The sequence below is a fragment of the Sphingomonas paeninsulae genome, from assembly GCF_003660165.1.
GTDB classification, from domain to species: Bacteria; Pseudomonadota; Alphaproteobacteria; order Sphingomonadales; family Sphingomonadaceae; genus Sphingomonas_O; species Sphingomonas_O paeninsulae.
Map to the genome: position 1 here is coordinate 1,964,379 of NZ_CP032829.1, position 20,226 is coordinate 1,984,604.

15 protein-coding genes are annotated in these 20,226 nt (G+C 60.4%); 10 read left to right on the forward strand and 5 right to left on the reverse strand.

The window, feature by feature from the left end:
* Window positions 1–85: 85 nt before the first annotated feature.
* Entirely contained in the window at window positions 86–3,187 is a 3,102-nt protein-coding gene (gene putA, locus D3Y57_RS15055) for a bifunctional proline dehydrogenase/L-glutamate gamma-semialdehyde dehydrogenase PutA (RefSeq protein ID WP_121153883.1), read from the forward strand.
* On the opposite strand, the gene D3Y57_RS15060 is transcribed toward putA, so the two are convergent.
* A complete protein-coding gene (locus D3Y57_RS15060; RefSeq protein ID WP_162987153.1) occupies window positions 3,182–3,769 on the reverse strand; it encodes a PRC-barrel domain-containing protein in 588 nt (195 codons plus the stop codon). The genes putA and D3Y57_RS15060 overlap by 6 nt on opposite strands.
* Before the next feature lie 773 nt (window positions 3,770–4,542).
* Between D3Y57_RS15060 and D3Y57_RS15070 the strand changes: the two genes are divergently transcribed.
* Window positions 4,543–6,288 (forward strand): N-acyl-D-amino-acid deacylase family protein, encoded by a 1,746-nt coding sequence (locus D3Y57_RS15070; protein WP_347400432.1) that lies wholly within the window; start codon window positions 4,543–4,545, stop codon window positions 6,286–6,288.
* A gap of 78 nt (window positions 6,289–6,366) precedes the next feature.
* Here D3Y57_RS15070 and D3Y57_RS15075 read toward each other — a convergent pair whose 3' ends face one another.
* Together D3Y57_RS15075 and D3Y57_RS15080 are read right to left on the reverse strand one after the other, a co-directional pair.
* The gene (locus tag D3Y57_RS15075; RefSeq protein ID WP_162987154.1) at window positions 6,367–6,909 is read right to left on the reverse strand and encodes a hypothetical protein; all 543 of its coding nucleotides are present in this window, start codon (window positions 6,907–6,909) and stop codon (window positions 6,367–6,369) included.
* A 41-nt stretch (window positions 6,910–6,950) separates the two neighbouring features.
* Window positions 6,951–8,573: a flavin-containing monooxygenase gene (locus D3Y57_RS15080; RefSeq protein ID WP_121153893.1), complete on the reverse strand. Its 1,623-nt coding sequence runs from the start codon at window positions 8,571–8,573 to the stop codon at window positions 6,951–6,953.
* Between the two features lie 213 nt (window positions 8,574–8,786).
* Between D3Y57_RS15080 and D3Y57_RS15085 the strand changes: the two genes are divergently transcribed.
* The 7 genes from D3Y57_RS15085 to D3Y57_RS15115 all read left to right on the forward strand — a co-directional run bounded on the left by D3Y57_RS15085 (window position 8,787) and on the right by D3Y57_RS15115 (window position 17,017).
* Window positions 8,787–10,277 (forward strand): aldehyde dehydrogenase, encoded by a 1,491-nt coding sequence (locus tag D3Y57_RS15085; protein ID WP_239025875.1) that lies wholly within the window; start codon window positions 8,787–8,789, stop codon window positions 10,275–10,277.
* A gap of 106 nt (window positions 10,278–10,383) precedes the next feature.
* Entirely contained in the window at window positions 10,384–11,052 is a 669-nt protein-coding gene (locus tag D3Y57_RS15090) for a TetR/AcrR family transcriptional regulator (RefSeq protein ID WP_162987155.1), read from the forward strand.
* A gap of 59 nt (window positions 11,053–11,111) precedes the next feature.
* Complete coding sequence (locus tag D3Y57_RS15095; protein WP_121153897.1) at window positions 11,112–12,764, forward strand: class I adenylate-forming enzyme family protein; 1,653 nt, start codon at window positions 11,112–11,114, stop codon at window positions 12,762–12,764.
* On the forward strand, window positions 12,751–13,620 hold the full coding sequence (locus tag D3Y57_RS15100) for an amidohydrolase family protein (RefSeq protein WP_239025876.1): 870 nt from the start codon (window positions 12,751–12,753) through the stop codon (window positions 13,618–13,620). Before D3Y57_RS15095 ends, D3Y57_RS15100 begins: the two co-directional genes overlap by 14 nt.
* Window positions 13,621–13,631: 11 nt before the next feature.
* Window positions 13,632–14,747: an aromatic ring-hydroxylating oxygenase subunit alpha gene (locus D3Y57_RS15105; protein ID WP_239025877.1), complete on the forward strand. Its 1,116-nt coding sequence runs from the start codon at window positions 13,632–13,634 to the stop codon at window positions 14,745–14,747.
* A 19-nt stretch (window positions 14,748–14,766) separates the two neighbouring features.
* On the forward strand, window positions 14,767–15,837 hold the full coding sequence (locus D3Y57_RS15110; protein WP_121153901.1) for an acyl-CoA dehydrogenase family protein: 1,071 nt from the start codon (window positions 14,767–14,769) through the stop codon (window positions 15,835–15,837).
* Between the two features lies 1 nt (window position 15,838).
* Complete coding sequence (locus tag D3Y57_RS15115; RefSeq protein ID WP_121153903.1) at window positions 15,839–17,017, forward strand: acyl-CoA dehydrogenase family protein; 1,179 nt, start codon at window positions 15,839–15,841, stop codon at window positions 17,015–17,017.
* Window positions 17,018–17,050: 33 nt separating this feature from the next.
* Here the strand turns inward: D3Y57_RS15115 and D3Y57_RS15120 are convergent, their stop codons facing one another.
* Entirely contained in the window at window positions 17,051–18,247 is a 1,197-nt protein-coding gene (locus D3Y57_RS15120; protein ID WP_121153905.1) for an acyl-CoA dehydrogenase family protein, read from the reverse strand.
* 9 nt (window positions 18,248–18,256) lie between these two features.
* A complete protein-coding gene (locus D3Y57_RS15125; protein WP_121153907.1) occupies window positions 18,257–18,796 on the reverse strand; it encodes a nuclear transport factor 2 family protein in 540 nt (179 codons plus the stop codon).
* Between the two features lie 263 nt (window positions 18,797–19,059).
* On the opposite strand from D3Y57_RS15125, the gene D3Y57_RS15130 reads away from it, so the two are divergent.
* Window positions 19,060–20,226, forward strand: a complete 1,167-nt coding sequence (locus D3Y57_RS15130; RefSeq protein WP_121153909.1) for an NADH:flavin oxidoreductase — start codon at window positions 19,060–19,062, stop codon at window positions 20,224–20,226.

Genomic DNA, 20,226 nt, shown 5'->3' on the forward strand with positions numbered 1-20,226 from the left:
ACCTTTGTTTTGCCAGAAAATGCAGTAAGTTGCAGAGAAGGACTTATATCAAACGTAACACACTCATGTCTCCAAGGAATCTGCTTTGCCCGCTTCGAACTGGGATTCGATCGACGACTCTAAATATAGGGATGAAGGGGAGGTCATTGCCGATCTGCTCGCGGCCCAACCCTTCTCGCCCGAGGATCGCCAAGCCGTCGTTATCGAAGCGATCGGACTGGTCGAATCGGCACGGGCGGCGGCCAATAAGCAGGGCATAGTCGAGGATTTCCTGAAGCGATTTTCTTTAGACACGCGTGAGGGGCTGGCCCTGATGTGCATGGCGGAGGCACTGTTGCGGACGCCCGACGCCGATACGCGCGACCGTTTGATTGCGGAAAAGATCGGCTCGGCGGACTGGGCAAATCACATCGGCAAGTCCGACAGCCTTTTCGTCAACGCATCGACCTGGGGCCTGTTGCTTACGGGTAAGCTGGTCGATGCCGATGAAAGCGCAAAAAGCGATATTGGCGGCTATGTGAAGCGGATCGCGGCGCGGATCGGCGAGCCTGTCATTCGGCAGGCGGTGGGAGCGGCCGTCAGGATGATGGGCGAACAGTTTGTGCTGGGGCGCACGATCGAGGCTGCTCTGGCGCGGGCGAAACGCGAAAAGACTTTGTGCTCGTTCGATATGCTGGGAGAGGGCGCACGCACCGCCGAAGATGCGGCGCGCTATGAACGGATTTACGCCGACGCGATCGAGGCGGTCGGCAAGGCGGCAGGGGACGCCGGGCCTGAAAACGGACACGGGGTTTCGGTAAAGCTGTCAGCACTTTGTCCGCGATACGAAGCGGTGCAGGAGCACCGGGTTTGGACGGAACTGTATCCGCGCATGAAGCGGCTCGCGCTCATTGCGGCCCGCTACAACATCAACTTCGCAATCGATGCAGAGGAAGCCGACCGCCTCATACTCTCGCTGAAGCTGGTCGAGCGTCTGGTTGGTGAGCCGGAACTTGGCGACTGGTGCGGACTGGGTGTGGTCGTGCAGGCATATCAAAAGCGCGGTCCCCTGGTCATCGCGGCGCTGGCGAAACTGGCGCGGGAAAGCCGCCGCCGGATCATGGTCCGGCTGGTCAAGGGTGCCTATTGGGATACCGAGATCAAGCGCGCGCAGGTCGCTGGTCGTCCCGATTATCCGGTGTTCACGACCAAGGCGGCGACCGACCTTTGCTATCTGGTCTGTGCAAAGGCGCTGATCGATGCGTCGCCCGACCTTTATCCGCAGTTCGCCACGCACAATGCTCATACGCTCGCGGCGGTGCGCAAAATGGCCGATGCTGTGGGGGTGCGGATCGAACATCAGCGCCTCCACGGCATGGGTGAAGCCCTCTATGCGGGGGCAGAGCGGCGCTATGGCGGGATTACGCTACGCGCCTATGCCCCGGTCGGAGGGCATGAGGATCTGCTGCCCTATCTTGTGCGGCGCTTGCTGGAGAATGGCGCGAATACCAGCTTTGTCCACGCGCTGCTCGATGCCGATGTTCCCGCCGCCGACGTTGTGCGCGACCCCATCGCTATCGTTGAAGCACACCCGGCTCGCCACGCGCGAATACCCGTGCCGCCCCGTCTGTATGGAAACGCGCGGCAGAACTCGAACGGACGCGATTATTCGATCGCCCAGACCCGCACGACTGCCCTGAAAGCAGCCGATGCGCTGCAAGGCGAAACTTTGCGTGCCGGGCCGATCGTCGGGGGCTGGATGGTTAATCGTGCGCTTTCCCCGGTCACCAATCCCGCCGACCGTTCGCATGTGATCGGAGAGGCGAGCAGCGCCACCGTCGACGATGTGAACGAAGCCATCAGACTGGCGCGCGATGTTCAGCCGGCGTGGAACGCCGCAGGTGGCGTATATCGCGCCGGAGTGCTTCGCGCGATGGCCGGCGCACTCGACGCCGCGACTGACCGACTGGTTGCTTTACTAACGGTCGAAGGCGGCAAAACGCTGAACGATGGCGTGGCAGAGGTTCGCGAGGCGGTCGATTTCTGCCGCTATTATGCAATGCTGGCCGAGCGACAGTTCGGCGCGCCGATGATCCTCGACGGCCCGGTGGGTGAGGTCAATCATCTTGAGTTGCACGGTCGCGGCGTGTTCGCGTGCATCTCTCCGTGGAACTTTCCGCTGGCTATCTTCACCGGGCAGATCGCGGCGGCGCTTGCGGCGGGTAATGCAGTGATTGCGAAGCCCGCCGAACAGACACCGCTGATCGCGGCCGAAGCGGTGCGCCTTTATCACAAGGCAGGACTTGATCCCGCGCTGCTGGCCTTGCTCCCCGGAGACGGCGGGACGGTGGGGGCTGTGATCGTCAATCATCCGGGCATCGACGGTGTTGCCTTCACGGGCGGCACCGATACGGCGACGGCAATCAATCGCAGCCTTGCCGCACGCGCCGGACCGATCGTGCCGTTCATTGCGGAGACCGGCGGGCTGAACGGCATGTTCGTCGACTCCACGGCTCTGCGCGAACAGGTCGTCGATGACGTTATCCTGTCGGCATTCGGTTCTGCAGGCCAGCGATGCTCTGCGCTGCGATTGCTATACTTGCCGCACGACACTGCCGACGACATCGTGAAGGCGCTGGTCGGGGCATTGCAGGCGCAGGTCGTTGGCGATCCTGCCGATCCTGCGACAGATATCGGGCCTGTGATCGATGATGAAGCGCGCGATGCGTTGCGCAGCCATCTGGCACGGCTTGAGAAAGAGGCTAATGTGATCGCCCGCTACGACACCGGGACGCTGGCCGGGCAGGGGACTTTTTTCGGACCCGTCATTGCCGAAATCCCGACACCCGATTTTCTCGAACGCGAGGTATTCGGGCCGATCCTGCACATTTATCGATACGATCCTGCCGACCTTGCCGATGTCGCCGGAAAGCTGGCCGCGCGGGGCTATGGCCTGACGCTCGGGGTACACAGCCGCATCGACCGGTTCGCCGATGAAGTGCGTGCCGCAGTTCCTGCCGGAAACGTATATGTGAACCGCTCCATTATCGGCGCGGTCGTCGGCGTCCAGCCTTTCGGTGGCGAGGGCTTGTCAGGCACGGGACCGAAAGCAGGCGGACCCAATGCCCTGTTGCGCTATGCAGTCGAACGCGCCGTGTCGGTCAATATCGCGGCACAGGGAGGCGATCCCGCGCTGCTCAATCTATGAGCGAAACCCGTCGTCCAGCGATTTGGGCCATGCGCCGGGTTCGATGACCGGCCGCGCTTGAAGTTGACCCAGGTCGAGCTGGCAACGCGCGCCATCGTCTCCGAATATAATCTCTTGCGGGTCCATCGCATGGAGACGTTCGCCAACACCACCAACCCCGCCTTCGCTGACCACGACATAGGCGAGTGTGTTGTCGGAACCGCGCATCATGCCATCGATGATCTGGCCCAGCGGCTTACCATCCCTGCCGATCAATTTGCGACCGGCGATGGACCCGACATCGACCAGCGTTGGCACCGGCGCGATCGCGCTGCGTTTTGCCGCCGCCGCGCCGCCGTCTTCATAACGCGACTGCCGCCCAAGCCACCGCCAGATGCCGAGCGCGTTGACCAATGTCAGAAACCCGTTGGTGAACAGCAAATTATGCTGCCCGGTCCCAATGGCGACGAAGCACCAGCATATCGACCCGATAGTGAAGACCACGAATCCCCAGCCGGTAATGCGGGCGCCAAGATTTGCCGCCGTCATTACTGCTGCGATGATTGTGGCGACTGGAGCAATCCACGCTGCAATGTCGTTCATATGTGCAATATCTCAAGGAGTTCTGTGGGCCAAAGCTCGTCTTTCCACACGATCAGCGAACGCGCGACGCGTCGGTTCGATCAATTGCAGCCTGGAAAAACTATGTGACCGCGCGCTGCCAGAACGACGGGTCAGTTTGTCCGTTAACGTACAGAAGTGGCGGACAATCAGGACTAGCATGATCGCGTGAGCGCATCCGCGTTTTGCGCCGACCCACCGGCAACACTGGTTGAGAAAGCTTTTTAGTGCCGCAGCCGCCGACCATCATTGCACGCGCTTTCGAACTGGCGCGTGGTGGCACTTGCCTGACTTCGACCGACATTCGCAGCGCGCTTGTTCGTGAGGGTTACGAACATGTCCATCAGCATCTGACGGCGCCAACGGTAGTAAAACAGCTTAAGAAATTGCTGAAGGAATCCGTAGGTCCGACGGTAGCGACTCCATAGAAAGCACGGCCGCTTTATTGGTTATCATTGGGGCGCACAGGTCGAGCCAGCGCGGAGTGAAAGATCGCACGGATCGTCTTTCACTCTAACATATCAAGGGCTTCTATTTGGCTCGGACGGCTGCATGTCGGAAGAAAACGACAAGAAAAATGATTAATCGCGTATCGAGTAGATTCATAACCTACGCATAGTGTGAATCCCGCTTGCGCGTATTTCGCATGTGGCGTAGCATGACGTTAGCGCAGGACGGTTCTCCGTAACATGTGCAGGGCCATTGTGCTGAGGGATTTCCGAATGGATTTCTTAGGGAGAGTCAAATTGTCTGACATGTTAATCTGTAACGGTACCGTCGTGGACGGAACCGGGGCAAAGGCCTTTCGTGCTGATGTTCGCGTAAAAAACGGGCGGATTGCCGAAGTAGGACAGGGTCTTCAGGCGCACAGCGGCGAAGAAACCTTCGACGCCGCAGGATGCTATGTAACACCGGGCTTCATCGAGGGTCATACCCATTACGACGCCACGATGTGGTGGCAGCCCGACCTCGATCCACTTCCCGGCTATGGTGCGACCACGATCATCGTCGGCAACTGCGGTTTCACCGCCGCGCCGCTTTCGAATGACAAGGAAGCGCAGCTCGAGATGGCCAAGATTTTCTCGTTTTTCGAGGATATCCCGCTTGAGCCGTTCCTGAAGCACGTACCCTGGGATTGGCGGACGTATTCGGAATATAAAGCTTCGGTAAAACGCAACATAAAGCTGCCTGCAAACATGGCCGGCTTTGTCGGACATATCGCGATCCGCATGGCGGTCATGGGGCTCGAAGCATGGAAGCGAGCGTCCACCAAGGACGAAATCGTCAAGATGGCGGCGTTCCTCGATGATGCGCTTTCGGCAGGCGCGCTGGGCCTTTCGACCAATCTTCTCGATCACGACGGGGAAAATCGTAAGATCCCGACGCTGGTTGCCGAAGACGAGGAGTTTGTCGCGCTGTTCGAAGTGCTGGAGCGTTATCCCAATACCAGTTTTCAGTGCATAATCGATGTCGCGCTCATGCGCGATACCGGCCCGGAACAGGCCGATCGCATGGCCGCACTGTTGAAGGGGCGCAAGATCCGCGTCCAGTTGACCGGCGGCATCCCGACCTCATCGTACCAGAACTATCAACTCCAGCCGATGCGCGACCGCGTGGACCAGATGCGTAAGGATGGGATCGATGTCTGGCCGGGCTATGGTCACACGCCGCTGACGGGCCAGCTCAGCCTCTACAAATCGCTGATCTTTGCTCAGTCCAACGATTACGTTTGGCATGAAGTCGTGCTTGCCGATGGTGAGGAAGCCAAGGCAAAAATCATGCGTGATCCCGAATGGCGAGCCCGTGCGCGCATCAGTTGGGATACCAAGACCTATCCGCAGTCGCCGATGAGCAATCCTCAACTGTTGCTGCTGACAGAGCTTGGTTCCGATAATGGCACTGGTCCGTTCGGTGTCACGTTGCTCGACTATGCGGCTGGGCTTGGGCTGCATCGTTCGGATGCGATGGCCGAATGGCTGCTCGCCAACGGCGTGCTGTCGACGGTGCGGATGGCACCGATGGACATGGATGACAGCGTTGTTGTCGAAATGGTGCGCGATCCAAAAACGGTCGGCAACATCACCGACGCGGGCGCGCATCTTCAGATGCTGTGTGGGGGTGGTGAGAACGTCGTTTATCTCACCAAGTTCGTGCGCGATCGAAAACTGATTACGCTCGAAGAGGCGATCCATACGATGACCGGCAAGCTCGCCGGCCATTTCCACCTCACCGAAATCGGTGAGATCAAGGTGGGCAAGCGCGCCGATATCGTCGTGTTCGACTTTGACGAAATCCAGCAGTTCGACATGGAAAAAGTGTACGACGTGACCGACGGCAAGGGCGGGATCACCTGGCGCTACACGCGCAAGGCGGCACCGATGAAGCTGACGATGGTCAACGGCGAGCCTACGTTCCGCGACGGAGCCTATACCGGCAGCAAGCCGGGCGACTTTCTGGAGCCAGCGCAAGCCGAAGCGCCAATCTCTATCGCTGCGGAATAACAGGTGTGACGGGCGGGCGCGTTTGCCCGTCCGTCATGCTTTCCTTTTGAAAGATGCCCGGTGCGCGATCTGCACCCGTTAACCGGCGGACGAGGCCGGAACCAAGCTCTTACGGCGTGCCATCATCCGCCCGATAAGGAGCATAAGACCGGCAAGCGCGCCGCCCAGAAGAGCAGATGCGGCTATCCCCGAAAAGTCGGCCTTTTCCTGGATTACGCCGATCGTTCCGACAGTCAGCAGCAGCATCATCGCGTTGTTCACCACGAGTGGCAGCCAGCCCATCACCAGCGCATATACGGCGAACGTGATCAGCAGGAGCGCGATGACCAAACCCGCGCTGCCCATCGCCAAAGGCAAAGCCCAAAGCAGATACGACAGCAGGACGCCGCCGAGTGCGCCGAAAAATGCTGCGGGAAACTCGGCTGGAGCGCTGCCTTTCAAGCCGCCCCAATAAAGCAGGAGCAGGAAACCGGCATAGGGCGATGCGATCTGCAAAAAGTAACTCAGCCCAAGGTATATTGCCACGCCGACGATTATCGCTGCCAAAATGAAGAGACCCTGCATGGGTGTTGGCACGGGTGCCGGACTTGGCGGGGCCATTGCTGTTGGGTCACGTGTCATATTATTTTCCCTCTCCGTTGCGATGTTTCCCGCATTCTTTGCTAGACCAGGGCTTCGACCGTTGCTCTGGTCAGGGCAAAGCCAGTGTAGCCATTTGCGGCGACCTCTTCGCAGGTTGTGACGTAGCCCGGATAATCGAGATACGGCATAAAGACGCGGGGTTTTCCGGGGATATTAGCGCCGAGATACCAGGAGTTGCCCGTTGCCAGGAGTGTTCCCGCCGCCACCGCATTTGCCTGCGCGACCCAATTATCCTGCGCGTCCTGCTGTACCTCGATTCTGTCGATGGCCTTGGCCCGCAGATAGCCGAGGCAGTCCGCGATCCAGTCGACCTGTTGCTCGATCGAATACACCATATTGGTGAGAACCGACGGGCTGCCCGGCCCGGAAATAATGAACAGATTGGGGAATCGGGCGATACCAAGGCCAAGGTAAGTGTGCGGCCCTTCCGCCCATGCTTCGCCAAGCGCCAGATTATCTCGTCCGCGAATATCTATGCGGAGCAGGGATCCGGTCATCGCGTCATAGCCCGTCGCCAAAACCAGCACGTCCAGCGGGTAATCCGCATCGCTTGTCCGGACACCGGTCGCGTGTACCGTAGTAAGGGGCGTAGCCTTCAGATCGACGAGGGTGACGTTCGGACGATTGAACGTCGCGTAATAATCGGTGTCGATGCACAGCCGCTTGGTTGCAAAGCGATGTTCGGGAACAAGCTTTCCCGCAGTGTGAGGGTCAGCAACGATTTCATGAATCTTGTCACGGAAAAACGACATCGCAATGTCGTTTGCGGCCAGATCATAGGAAAGGTCGTAGAACGCGCCCTGAAAGGATAATCCACCCCGTTCCCAGGCAGCATCGAACACCGCACGGTGCTCCGCCTTATCTACAGCAAGTGCGCTCTGTGTACCCGGCGTTGCCGCGATCGCGCCGAACTGTTTGCCACAATAATCGCGAAACGCCTTGTAATCGGTCTTGACCGACTGAGCCGCCACCGGATCGAGCGGACCGTTGTGCGCGGGGACGCAATAGGCGGCGGTACGCTGGAACACCGTGAGTTCCGCCGCCTGCCGCGCGAGTTGCGGGATGACCTGTACTCCCGAAGACCCGGTGCCGATCACGCCGACGCGTTTGCCCGCAATGTCGATGCCCTCCGCAGGCCAGTGTCCGGTATGCACCAGCGTCCCCGCGAAATCGTCAAGGCCCGCAATCTCGGGACGATTGGCAGAGGACAGGCACCCCGCCGCCGCGATCAGGAACCGCGCGGTCGTGTGGCGGCCATCGTCGGTTTCGATCGCCCAACTGGCAGTCTCTTCTTGATAACGCGCTGCGACGACGCGGGTCTGGAAACGAAAATGCGGGCGTAGATCGAAACGCGTCGCGACATGGTCGATGTAGCGGAGGATCTCCGGCTGGGCGGCATAACGCTCGGTCCAGTCCCATTCCTGCTGCAAATCCTCTGAAAAGCGGTAGGAATACTGCATACTCTCCACATCGCAGCGCGCACCCGGATAGCGATTCCAATACCATGTCCCGCCAACGTCGCCGCCGCTTTCGAACCCCTGGATCGTCATGCCGAGATTGTGGATACGGTGCGCCATCGCGAGCCCCGCAAAGCCCGCGCCGATAATCGCGACATCGCGATGCTCATGACTGTGCAGCGGCATCTCTATCCTCTCTCTGTCCGGGTGCTGGAAGTCTGATCGCTTCCGGTCGGCTGAACCTACGCATAGTATCAGCAAAATCTGTCAGCGCTGTATAAAAACGACCGATAATCTCCATGGATATGCGCATACGGTAAAATTCCCTCGCCAAACTTTCGCCGACGGCCTAGCAAATGATGAAAGTTTGGCACGACTCTCAGACCAAACCAGGAGAGAATGATGGCGACGGCACCTGACCTGATTACACTCGCGCACGCAGACCGGTTTTTTATCGGGGGCGATTGGGTTGAGGCATCGACAACTGCGCATTTCGATGTCGTCCGACCGGCAGACGAAACGGTCATCGCGCGGATCGCTGAAGCCGGAGAGGTTGATGCCGATCGCGCAGTCGCGGCGGCGCGAACTGCGTTCGATACTGGACCATGGCCCCGCATGTCGCCGCAGGAGCGTGCCGTCTATCTCCAGAAAATCGCGATCGGGCTTTCCGCGCGCAGCGAACAGCTTGCCCATATCTGGACGAACCAGATGGGGGTTCTTCACCGCATCGCACAGACCAGCGCGGCGGGGGCGAGCGGCTTCTTCCATTATTACGCATCGCTCGCCGACACATTCCCCTTTGTCGAACGCCATCAGCCAATCGACGGCATCGGCGTAGGGCTGCTCGCACGGGAGGCAGTCGGCGTCGTGCTCGCCATCGTTCCGTGGAACGCACCGTTGATGCTCGCCGCGCTAAAGGTTGCGCCAGCCCTGCTGGCAGGTTGCTCGGTCGTTCTAAAGGCTTCACCCGAAGCGCCGCTCGACGCTTATGTGCTGGCCGAAGTGGCACAGGAAGCAGGATTGCCCGCAGGCGTCCTCAACGTCGTGACTGCGGATCGTGCAGTCTCGGAACGGATGGTCCGCGACCCGCGCGTGGATAAGGTCAGCTTCACCGGGTCGAGCGCGGCGGGTCGGCGTATCGCATCGATTTGTGGCGAGCGGATCGCACGCTGTACGCTGGAACTCGGTGGCAAATCTGCGGCGATCGTACTGAACGATTACGACGCCCAGAAACTGGCCGAAACGCTGGCGCAATCGACCGCGATGATGTCGGGTCAGGTCTGGGCGGCGCTCACCCGGATCGTCGTGCCCCGCGCGCGCCATGCCGAAATCACCGAGGCTCTCGGGGCCGCTTTCGCTGCACTCAAAGTCGGCGATCCCTATGACGACGCCAGCCATTTGGGTCCGCTCGCGATGGGTCGCCAATATGACCGCGTGCGCGACTATGTTGCGCAGGGTCAGGCCGAGGGCGCAACGTTGGTGTGCGGTGGTTCGCGGCCCAAGGAATTCGATCGCGGTTTCTACATGGCGCCCACGGTGCTGGGAAATGTCCACAACGGCATGATCGTGGCGCGTGAGGAGATTTTCGGCCCGGTCGTGAGCGTAATCCCCGTCGCTGACGAGGCGGAGGCGATCGCGGTCGCCAATGACAGCGACTTCGGCCTGAACGGGGCCGTGTTCACCGATGACGTCGATCGCGCATATCGTGTCGCCCGCGCAATGCGGACGGGAACGGTCGGGCATAATGCTTTCCGTGCCGATTTCATGATCGGCTTTGGCGGGTTCAAACAATCCGGACTCGGTCGCGAAGGCGGGCGTGATGGCCTGCTGCCCTATCTGGAGTCCAAGACGATTCTGCTGGCGGGGGAGCCTGCGACGCTGGCGCTCTGAGATCACTGTCGGGTTTCGCCGCGTGCAAACTGCCGCGACCGCCATTGACGCGGCTCCCGCCAAAACGGTTTAAGGCGGGGGCCCAAGGCGGGCAGGGAGAATGGCGATGGCGGATCATAGCGCAGTAACAGAGGATGGCGGTTCGCGTCGCGCACGTAACAAGGCGCGAACGACGGGTGCCATTCTTGACGCTGCAAAACGCTGTATTGCGGAAGGGGGCGTTCAGGCCACGACCATGGACCAGATTGCAGCCGTTGCCGATGTTTCCCGCGCCACATTGTTCAACTATTTCGCCAGCAAGGCCGACATCATCGATGTTCTGGTCGCGGAAAATGAAGCCGGCTTCTACATTGCCATCGACGCCTGGCGAGGTGCCGGCGGCCTGACTGCGGGCGAACGCCTTCTCGGAATCTTTACGGCAACTGCGCATTACCTGCGGCGAGCCTCCCCGATCGAACGCGTGCTCGTTGGCGTGTCTTGGCTCAACTGGAACGAACTGACCGGCATCGCCCGGATCGAACGACTGATTCAGGCATTCGGCGGCCTGCTGGAAGACGGACGTCACCGGGGTGAAATCGCAGTTTTCGTGGATCTAAGAGCCGCCGCAGAGATCATCTGTAACACTTATATGGGCGTCATACATGCCTGGCGGATGGACCCGGATTATCCGGCTTCGATACGCCTCGATGCTGCTGCCCGTCTGTTGGCGACGATGATTATGCCAACAGCATCGCTGCCGGAAAAGCCACCCAAACCACCTCATCCAAATCTTTAGCAATAAAAGATTGGACTATAGTCTAAGTTTATAATAAAGTCTTTAACAAGGAGAGTCGAATGGCGGAATCCGATCAGGATGCAGTGGCTTTGTTGACTCGTGCGGGTGGCCCGTTCGAGCTTCTGGACGTCGCGGTCGGTGGGGTTCCCATGCGTGGTTTCCGTCGCGCCGAAGCCGGTCTGGCATCACTCTTTGCGAACCTTCAGCTTCACGCCGAAAAAACCTTTATAATCGAGGGCGATCGCAGCCTGACATACGCCGAGTTTTCGGCGGCGGCCGCTCGCCTTGCTGCCGACCTCTCCGGGCGGGGTGTCATACCCGGCGAACGGGTTGCACTGGCTATGCGGAATTGTGCCGAATGGATGGTTGGCTTCACTGCAATCGTCGCCTGCGGAGCGGTCCCTGCACTCGTCAACAGTCGTGGATCTGCGAAAGAAATGGCGGACGCGATCGATCTGGTCGGGGCGACTCTTGTTCTGGCAGACGATCGTCGCGCGGCGATGCTGGCTGATGCCGGTGTCCCCCTGCTGGTGCCTGTTCTCGATGTTTCCACGGGCGGCCCGGCCCTGCCAATGCCAACCTCACGACCGGACGATCCGGCGATGATCCTGTTCACATCGGGAACGACCGGCCGCGCAAAGGGTGCGACGCTGACGCATCGGGCGGCAATGACCGGACTGTTGTTGACGCAGATGGCGGGTGCCATGATCGGGATCAGGATGATGGGTGCGGCGGCATTGGCCGGGCCACGGCCTCAATCGGTCACGCTCCTCGCCTTTCCGCTGTTCCATGTCAGCGGCTGCCATTCGATATTTCTGGCTGGGATCGCCTCTGGCGGTCGGGTCGTGATCGCGCCGAAATGGGATGCGCAAACCATATTGCGCCTTATCGAACGTGAAGGGGTGACCAACTTTTCGGGTTCGCCAACGATGGTTTGGGACTTGATTCAATCTCGCGAGGCGGTGGGTGCAGACCTGTCGTCGCTGGTGTCTGTCTCGACCGGTGGACAGGCTCAGCCGGTCAACCTGCTCGATGCAGTCGTGTCGGCATTTCCGCGCGCCGTCGTCGGCACCGGTTTCGGCTCGACCGAAACTTCGGGCGCCATCGCAATGCATACCGGCGCCGATTATCTCAGCCACCCCAGGGCTGCGGGTCGGATACTGCCCCTCGCCGAAATCCGCATCCGCGATGCCGAAGGCGTTGAAGTGCCTGCGGGAACGGCGGGCGAGATCGTGGTGCGTGGGCCGATGGTCATGGCCGGTTACTGGAATGATGCTCAGGCCACCGAACACGCCTTGCGCGACGGGTGGTTCCACACCGGCGATGTCGGAATGCTGGATGTGAACGGCAACCTCACGATCCTCGATCGGATGACCGACATGGTTATATCCGGTGGCGAAAATATTTACTGCGCCGAGGTTGAGGCCGCCTTGCAACAGCATGACGGGATCATCGAAGCGGCGGCGTTCGGCGTTCCCGACGATCGGATGGGCGAACGTTTGGTCGCGGTGGTACGGCGATCGGACGGCGCGCCCTTTGATGAGCGCGAGTTGCGCTCGCACCTCGGCATCGGTCTGGCGGGCTATAAGCATCCGACCGAAATCCTTCTTTCTGAAGAAGCCCTGCCGCGCAACGCGGTCGGCAAAGTCGATAAACGAGCGCTTCGCGCGCGCCATGCACATGACAGGAGCACATCTTATGCGGCCACGTAATATTCCCGTGATCGATACGTTGCTTGGAATTCCGAGCGGCGAGGACCGGTCGGACTGGTTTGCCGCTTTCAAGCCATTGCTGATGGATGAGCAAAGCCTGTCGCAGTTCGCAATGCCCGCGCAATATATGTTCAAGGACATTCCGACCGGGGCAGGGGTCAGTGATTATGTCGCATGGACCGTGGCGGAAATGGACAAACACGGCATAGAGCGCGCGATGGTGGGCTATTATGAAGGGTCCGAAACCGCGATTGCGGCGCGTGACCGTTTCCCGGATCGGTTCATATTCGACATGCCAGCCGATCCCAATCGTGGAATGGAAACGATTCGTGCCATCCGGCGTGCCCATGCCGAATTCGGGATCAAGGCGGTCAGCGTTTTCCCTTGTGGATGTGTGCCGCAGGTGCCGATCAACGATAAGAAAATGTACCCGATTTATGCGACCTGCGTAGAACTCGACATCGCGGTTGCCATCAATGTCGGTGTGCCGGGGCCGCGCGTGCCGATGGCACCACAGCATTGCGAACTGGTTGACGAGGTTTGCTGGTTCTTCCCCGAGCTGCGCTTTGTCATGCGTCACGGTGCGGAGCCGTGGGAGGCGTTGGCGGTAAAGCTGATGCTCAAATATCCGAACCTCTATTATTCGACGAGTGCATTTTCGCCCAAGCATTATCCAAAGGCGATCATTGATTATGCGAACACCAGGGGCGCTGACAAAATCATTTATGCCGGATATTTTCCGATGGGTCTGAGCCTCGAACGGATATTCAGCGAACTCGACCAGGTGCCGTTCAAGGACGAGGTCTGGCCCAAATTCCTGCGCGAAAATGCGCGCCGTGCCTTTAAGATCGACTGAAAGGACTGACCGTGAGCGATATTGATTCCAAACTGGCGGCATCCACCGATGCGCGCACCGCGCCAGTCGCGGTGCAACAAGTATTGTCCCAGCTAAAAGGTGAAGAGCTGAAGACGTGGCGCGTGGCCGAAGTACGCAACCGCCCGAGCGCAGATGAACGCGGTATCGACCTGCCGTTCCCGCTGGGCTGGTTTGCAATTGGCTATGTTGACGAGCTTCCCGTCGGAGAAGCGCGTCCGATCCGATATTTCGGGCGCGAACTGGTCATGTGGCGTGGCGAGGACGGACAGGTGCGGGTGCTCGATGCTTATTGTCGCCATCTGGGTGCACATATGGGCCATGGCGGACGTGTCGTCGGAAATCTGATCGAATGTCCGTTTCATGCGTGGCGTTACGATGGTGAAGGCATCGTGCGGGAAATCCCCTACGCCCGCGCCATTCCGCCTCAGGTGAAACGTCCCTGCGCGCATCAATGGGTCGTGGAAGAAGCAAACGGTCTCATCTGGACATGGTATCACCCATTTGGCGAGAAGCCGCAGTGGGCGCTGGAGCATTACCCGGAAACCAGCAACCCTGAATGGACGCCATATCAGCGCTACGAATGGTTCGTTTATGCACCGCTTCAGTCGATGGCGGAAAACGGTGTGGATTCCGCGCATTTCCAGTTCGTGCACGGCACTGCCGGTTTCCCCGACGCAGAGATTTTTTGGGACGGTCATCGCCGCTCCGGCGTCGTAAGCGCAAAGATGGGAACGCCCACGGGGGAGGTCGATGGCCGGATTGTCAGTGGGCAAAACGGAGCGGGACAATCCTATACGCGCTTCGAGGGGATTTCGGAGACGCTGCTTGTCGCGGCGATCACGCCGATCGATCGCGACCGGGTCCATGCGCGCTTTGCCTTTACTCAGCCTCGCGCTGAGGCAGAGGGACCGGGGGCTGGCCTCGCCCGCGCCCTGATCCGTGATATCTGTAAACAGTTCGATCAGGACAAGGTGATCTGGGATCGTCAGGCCTATCTGGCAAAAGCGATCATCTGTGACGGCGACGGCCCGATTATTCGTTACCGCCGCTATTACGAACAATTCTACGCTGAGCGCGCACCGGTGCCCGCTGCAGCTCTCGCCTGATCCATAGCAAGGCCCCATCATGCAATTTGCGCTGACCGCAGAGCAACAACTCGTGTCCGAAAGCGCGCGTGCTCTTTTTACCGATCTGGCACCCACGCGGCGCACTACGATCGCATCGGCTGACGGGTTTGACCGTGGGCAGTGGACGACCGTGGCGGAAACGATGGGGTTCGGTGGGATCGCGACCGGGGAACGCTTTGGCGGGTCGGGGATGGGGTCGGTGGAACTGGCGCTCATCATGATAGAGATGGGCCGCACCCTGCATCCGTCGCCCTTCCTGTCCAGCGTGGGGACGGCCTTGCCGCTCATCAGCCTCACGGCGGACGAAACTCAGGCAGCACGGCTGATCCCCGCCATCGCGCGCGGAGAGGTTATCGCGGCGGCGTTGCTCGCTGACGACGTGACGATCGAGCCAGTCGCTGGTGGCTTCCGGTTGCGTGGCAGCGGTCTCGTGCCGTTCGGTCATGCAGCGGACTTGTTCGTCATCGCGGTCGATGGGCGTCTGGCAGTAATCAAATCCGACGCGGCTGGTGTTGAAACCACCCGCCACACGACAATGGATGAAACCCGCCCCCTCTCGACGCTTCGGCTGGACGTCGTCGTTCCGGAAACCGACGTGCTCGGCGGCGGGAACATCGAACGCGGGGTCGACCTTGCCCGCGTCGCACTCGCCGCCGAATGTGTCGGGGGTGCGGACGCCGTTCTCGACCTGACCGTGGATTATGCAAAACAGCGTATCCAGTTCGGCCGGCCGATCGGCAGCTTTCAGGCGATTAAACACCGCCTCGCCGATATGATGATCGCCGTCGAAGCAGCGCGCACCGCAGTCTATTACGCCGCCGCCGCCGCGGACGAGGGCGACCTCGCCTTTGCCGAAGCCGCCGCGATTGCTCACTCGACCGCGATCGAGGCGTTCACGATGTGCGCGGGCAACGCGATCCAGCTTCACGGTGGCATCGGCTTCACATGGGAGCATGACGCGCATCTGTTCTTCAAACGCGCACGCAGCGCGGCAACATTGCTCGGCACGTCCGCCCAGTCGCATGAGCGGCTGGCGCAGTTGATCGGCCTCGACACGGTGGAGAACTAAAATGCGGTTAGGTTTCACACCCGAGCAAGAAGCGTTCCGGCTGGAAGCAGCGGCATGGCTGTCCGCGCAACTCAATGGCCCGTTCAAGATGCTGCGGGATCTGCGCAGCCAGAGCGCCATGCCGGACGAGCGCCGCGCCTGGGAACGTGCGCTGTTCGATGCGGGCTGGAGTGTCATCGGCTGGCCCAAAGCACATGGCGGCCGGGGCGCTTCCCTTGCCGAACAGGTTATATTTGCAGAGGAATATGCGCGCGCCGGGGCACCGGGGCGGATGAGCCATATCGGCATCGAACTGGCCGGGCCGACGCTGATTCACTTTGGATCGCCCGAACAACAGGCCCGCTTCCTGCCCCCCATCTCACGCGGCGACGAATATTGGGCGCAGGGCTATTCGGAACCGGGCGCAGGTTCCGACCTCGGCAACGTGCGCACCCGCGCGCGGCTCGATGGCGACCAGTGGGTGATCGACGGACAAAAGATCTGGACCTCTCTGGCGCAATTCGCCGACTGGATCTTTGTCCTCGTCCGCACTGAAGAGGGCAGCCGCGGCACAAAGGGGCTGTCGTTCCTGCTCGTCCCAATCCGCCAGCCCGGCATCACCATCCGTCCGATCCGCCAGATGAACGGCCATGCCGAATTTAACGAAACCTTCTTCGACGGCGCACGCACCGATGCGGCCAATGTGGTCGGCGGCGTCGGCAATGGCTGGCAGGTCGCAATGGGGCTGCTCGCCTTCGAACGCGGCGTATCGACATTGGGCCAGCAGATGGGCTTTGTGGCGGAATTCGACCAGATCGTCGCGGCGGCAAAGGCCAACGGAGCCGCGCGCGATCCCCTGATCCGCCAGCGCCTTGCAAAGGCTTATGCCGGTCTGAAGATCATGCGCTACGCATCGCTGCGCACTCTTTCAGCCGACGAGGGACACAGCCTTTCCCGCGAAGCCTCTACCCATAAAATCTATTGGGCGACCTGGCATCGCGCGCTCGGCGAGCTGGCGATGGATGTACTGGGGCAGGGGGGTGAGATCGCAGATAGCACTGACTATGCCTTCCCGATGTTGCCCAATTTGTTCCTGTCGAGCCGCGCGGACACCATCTATGGCGGGACCAACCAGATTCAGCGCAACCTGATCGCCGAACGCGCGCTCGGCCTTCCCCGCGAACCACGCGGGGACCGCTAAACCCCCGCGAACCTTCGCGGGGGTCGCTAACAATCAGGTATAGCGCGCCAGTTCCAGCTTGCCGACCTGCGCGCGATGCACTTCGTCCGGGCCATCGGCAAAGCGCAGCTTGCGGGCATGGGCATAGGATTGCGCCAGCACGGTATCCTGGCTGATTCCAGCCGCGCCGTGCGCCTGTATCGCCCAGTCGATGACCTTGCACGCCATGTTCGGCGCGACCACCTTGATCATCGCAATCTCGGCCCGCGCGGCCTTGTTACCCACGGTATCCATCATGTGGGCGGCCTTCAGCGTCAGTAATCGCGCCTGATCGATCGCCATCCGCGCCTCTGCCACGCGTTCCAGTTGAACCCCCTGTTCGGCAAGCGGCTTCCCAAAGGCGACACGCTCCTTCAACCGGCGGCACCAAAGTTCCAGCGCCCGTTCCGCCAGCCCGACCAGACGCATACAATGATGGATGCGACCGGGACCAAGCCGGGCCTGTGCAATCTCGAACCCGCGTCCTTCACCCAGCAGGATATTCGCCGCAGGCACGCGGACGCCCTCGAACACGATCTCCATATGACCATGCGGTGCGTCGTCGTAATTGAATACGGTCAGCGGGCGCAGAACATTTATGCCCGGCGTATCGCGGGGAACGAGGATCATCGACTGCTGCTTATGACGGGGCGCGTCGGGGTCGGTCTTTCCCATCAGGATAAAGATCGCGCAGCGCGGATCGCCCGCCCCGGAAATCCACCATTTGCGCCCGTCGATGACATAATCGTCGCCGTCCCGCCGGATAGAACACGCGATGTTCGTCGCATCCGACGATGCCACCGCAGGCTCTGTCATTGCAAAGGCCGACCGTATCGTCCCGTCCAGTAACGGCAGCAACCAGCGTTCCTTTTGTGCATCGGTGCCGAAATGCGCGATCGTTTCGATATTGCCGGTGTCGGGCGCAGAGCAATTGAACGCCTGACTCGACCAGTGAACACGCCCCATCTCTTCACAAAGCGGTGCGTATTCGGCGTTCGATAAATTCTGGCCCTGCTCGCCCGAAAAAAACAGGTTCCACAACCCCGCCGCCTTCGCCCGATCGCTCAGTTCATCGAGTATCGGTGGGTGCGCCCAGCGTTCGGCCGCGACCTGATCGTGATAAAGCTGCTCGTTCGGATAAATATGCGCGGCCATAAAGCCACGCAGGTCGGACAGGAGTTTTGCGGCGCGGGGGCTGGGATCGGGGTGCATCGTTCTGGTTCAGGCCGCTTCGTTGAACCAGGTGATAAGATGGCTGATATCGCCTCTCTCATGCGCCTTGCGACCGACTTTGGCGAGGTGATGGACGGTGATATTCATGTCGTCCCGCAACGGCTGGACGACCTCGGTGATACGATCATATTCGGTATTGGCGATCTTCCACTTGCCATCGACGCGGCGGTATCGGTCGCGATAAATTGCGCTGCCGGTCGTGACGTCCTTGCGCTCCAGCGAAATGAAAACATCGTCCAGATACCAGATGCCCTCCGCCTCATCATCGCCGATCAGAGTGATGTCGGGCATATGTCCCTGATGGACCGCCACTGAATCGGCGTTAAAACTGTTCATCAGGAAATCGATCATTGCTTCGCGACCGGCAAGGCGGACGAGATAACCCCCGCCACGATATTCCACGGTCACGTCGTCGGTGAACAATGTGCTCAACAGGGCCTCATCGGCAGTATCGATGCCGCGATAATAACGATGCTTGACGGTGCGAATGTCCTCAAAGTCGGACAATTGCTGCAAGGTATAGGCCATGACTCTCTCCAAATGCGAATGCCGATCGATGTGGGCTTACGCAGATTGGTAGCAAGTAGAGGTCGATCAGGGAAGACGCGCTTTTATTTTGCCGATCTGGCGGCGATGTCGCGCGGATAACGGGGTCGGATGACACGGCTCGCTCGAAATTGCGGCTCGCAACAGAAATCATCCTTGTTCAGCGGTTGTAACTCTGCATACAGTGATGTTGGAACAAAAAAATAACGAACTGCGTAAAGCAGCGATGAGGATGGCTGCCCAACATGAACACTAACATCCCGGCTGAGTCGCGGACTCGCGATATTCTGTTCGCGCCGTTCGCCACGCGTTCGCTGACGCTGCCGAACCGCATCGTTATGTCCCCGATGGGGCGCTCTTATGCACCGAACGGACGGCCGCATGGCGATTATGCCAGCTATTTCAGCCGCCGGGTCAAAGGGGGCGTGGGGCTGGCAATCACTGGCGCTGCGGCTGTCGCGCACGATCTCGCCGATTATGACGGAACCGGCCCGCACTTCTTCGGCGATGATGCGCTGAACGGTTGGGTCGATGTGCTGACCGCCGTTCATGCTGCTGGCGGCAAACTGATGCCGCAACTGTGGCACACGGGCATGGAACGTCGCACGGCGCATTTCGGGCCAGAGCAACTTGGAGACGCGCGCGCGATAGGACCATCGGGGCTGTCGATCGAGGATCTGGATGCCGGTCGCGCACCGAGTGGCCGGGTCATGGACGCGGATGACATCGCTTCGGTCATTAACGCTTTTGCCACCGCCGCCCGATCGGCACAGGAACGCGGGTTTGACGGGGTAGAGGTTCATGCAGGGCACGGTTTCCTGCTCGATCAGTTTCTCTGGTCACGCACGAACCGCAGGCAGGATGGTTATGGCGGTTCGGCCGAGGGGCGGGCGCGTTTCCCGGCGGAGGTTGTGGCTGCCTGTCGGCGTGCTGTCGGCCCCGACTTCCCGATCCTTGTTCGCATGTCGCAGTTCAAGATCGGTGCCTATGAAGACGAAATCGCCGCCACACCCGATGAACTGGGCAGGCTGCTCGCGCCCATCGCCGATGCGGGAGCGGACATTCTCCATTGTTCGCAGCGGGAGGCATGGGCACCGGCATTTGCGGGCAGTCCGCTCAATCTTGCAGGATGGGCAAAGCGGCTGACCGGACTTCCGTCGATTGCGGTCGGTTCGATCGGGCTTGGCGGCCTGTTCACAGAAGAGGAGGCCGCGACACCGGGCGCAGGCTTGCCGCCGGTGTCGCTCGCCCGGCTGGACGATGTGTGCGCAATGATGGCTCGTGGTGAGTTCGATTTGCTCGCCATCGGTCGCTCGCTGCTGGCCGACGCGGATTGGCCGCGCAAAATCCGCGACGGACGGGATGCAGAATTGAACGCCATCGACCTGGTGGCACTGACAACGCTTAGCTGA

Bases quoted from the DNA above. Each gene is read 5' to 3' on its own strand.
- D3Y57_RS15060 (WP_162987153.1), bottom strand. From the start codon at position 3,769: ATGAACGACATTGCAGCGTGGATTGCTCCAGTCGCCACAATCATCGCA.
- D3Y57_RS15070 (WP_347400432.1), top strand. From the start codon at position 4,543: ATGTTAATCTGTAACGGTACCGTCGTGGACGGAACCGGGGCAAAGGCC.
- D3Y57_RS15075 (WP_162987154.1), bottom strand. From the start codon at position 6,909: ATGACACGTGACCCAACAGCAATGGCCCCGCCAAGTCCGGCACCCGTG.
- D3Y57_RS15080 (WP_121153893.1), bottom strand. From the start codon at position 8,573: ATGCCGCTGCACAGTCATGAGCATCGCGATGTCGCGATTATCGGCGCG.
- D3Y57_RS15085 (WP_239025875.1), top strand. From the start codon at position 8,787: ATGATGGCGACGGCACCTGACCTGATTACACTCGCGCACGCAGACCGG.
- D3Y57_RS15090 (WP_162987155.1), top strand. From the start codon at position 10,384: ATGGCGGATCATAGCGCAGTAACAGAGGATGGCGGTTCGCGTCGCGCA.
- D3Y57_RS15095 (WP_121153897.1), top strand. From the start codon at position 11,112: ATGGCGGAATCCGATCAGGATGCAGTGGCTTTGTTGACTCGTGCGGGT.
- D3Y57_RS15100 (WP_239025876.1), top strand. From the start codon at position 12,751: ATGCGGCCACGTAATATTCCCGTGATCGATACGTTGCTTGGAATTCCG.
- D3Y57_RS15110 (WP_121153901.1), top strand. From the start codon at position 14,767: ATGCAATTTGCGCTGACCGCAGAGCAACAACTCGTGTCCGAAAGCGCG.
- D3Y57_RS15115 (WP_121153903.1), top strand. From the start codon at position 15,839: ATGCGGTTAGGTTTCACACCCGAGCAAGAAGCGTTCCGGCTGGAAGCA.
- D3Y57_RS15120 (WP_121153905.1), bottom strand. From the start codon at position 18,247: ATGCACCCCGATCCCAGCCCCCGCGCCGCAAAACTCCTGTCCGACCTG.
- D3Y57_RS15125 (WP_121153907.1), bottom strand. From the start codon at position 18,796: ATGGCCTATACCTTGCAGCAATTGTCCGACTTTGAGGACATTCGCACC.
- D3Y57_RS15130 (WP_121153909.1), top strand. From the start codon at position 19,060: ATGAACACTAACATCCCGGCTGAGTCGCGGACTCGCGATATTCTGTTC.